Below are 932 nucleotides of genomic sequence, written 5' to 3'. Positions count from 1 at the left end.
CGCGGGCGGTCCACCGGGAGGCACGGTGCGGTGCGCTCACAGCCGGGCGGTCACCGTCTTGGGGCGCTGGTACTCGTGGAGGGCGAGGATCGAGAGGTCGGTGCCCTGCCCGGAGGCGCCGCGGCCGCCGTGGGGGAGTTCGGCGCTCTGGGCGAGGTGGCAGTTGATCCAGGTCTCGCCGGCGTTCAGACGGGCGGTGAGGTCGAGGGCGGCGGACAGGTCGGCGGTCCACACACCGGCGCCGAGTGCCTGCGGCACGGCGTTGGCGAGGGCGAGGGCGGCCTCGACGGTCGGGGCGTGCTGGACGGTGAGCAGCGGGCCGAACACCTCCTCGACCACCGCCGGGTCGTCGTCCGGCAGGTCGGCGAGCAGCCGGGCGGGGCGCCAGAGGCCGTCGGCGCGGCCGGGGGCGGGCAGCGAGCGCTTGGCGGCCGAGGCGGCGAGGATCCGGTCGTAGCGGGCGGCCTGGTCGGCGTTGTTGAGCGGGCCGAAGTCGCGGCCGGCCTCGCGTTCGCCGAGCGCGGCGGCGAGCGCCTCGACGGTCCGCTCGTAGTGCCCGGTGAGGGTGATCACCCGGGCGGGCGCGGCGCAGCTCTGCCCCGCGTTGTAGGTGCAGGCGGCGGCGAGCGCGGACCAGGTGTGCTCGGGGGCGTCCGGCAGCACCAGGACGGGGCTGTTGCCGCCGAGTTCCAGACTGACCCGGCGGTGGCCGGCCCGGGCGGCGATGTCGGCGCCGGCGGCCGCGCTGCCGGTGAAGGCGATCAGGTCGACGTCGGCGGTGACCAGCAGCCGGCCGGTCTCCCGGTCGCCGGGCAGTGCGGTGAGCACGCCCTCGCCGAGCGCCTCGGCGGCGTGCGCGGCGAGCAGTGTCGCGGAGTCGGGGGTGGTCTCGGCGGGCTTGACGATGACCGTGTTCCCGGCGGCGAGCGCCG

Annotated in this window: 1 protein-coding gene; it reads right to left on the bottom strand. The window is 77.3% G+C overall.

The window, feature by feature from the left end:
* Positions 1-36 precede the first annotated feature (36 nt).
* Positions 37-906: an aldehyde dehydrogenase family protein gene (locus ABD308_RS09295; protein ID WP_344330651.1), complete on the bottom strand. Its 870-nt coding sequence runs from the start codon at positions 904-906 to the stop codon at positions 37-39.
* Positions 907-932 lie beyond the last annotated feature (26 nt).

It is taken from the genome of Kitasatospora putterlickiae, assembly GCF_039527695.1.
In the GTDB taxonomy this organism is placed as follows: domain Bacteria; phylum Actinomycetota; class Actinomycetes; order Streptomycetales; family Streptomycetaceae; genus Kitasatospora; species Kitasatospora putterlickiae.
This window is presented reverse-complemented; position numbering and strand designations above follow the sequence as displayed.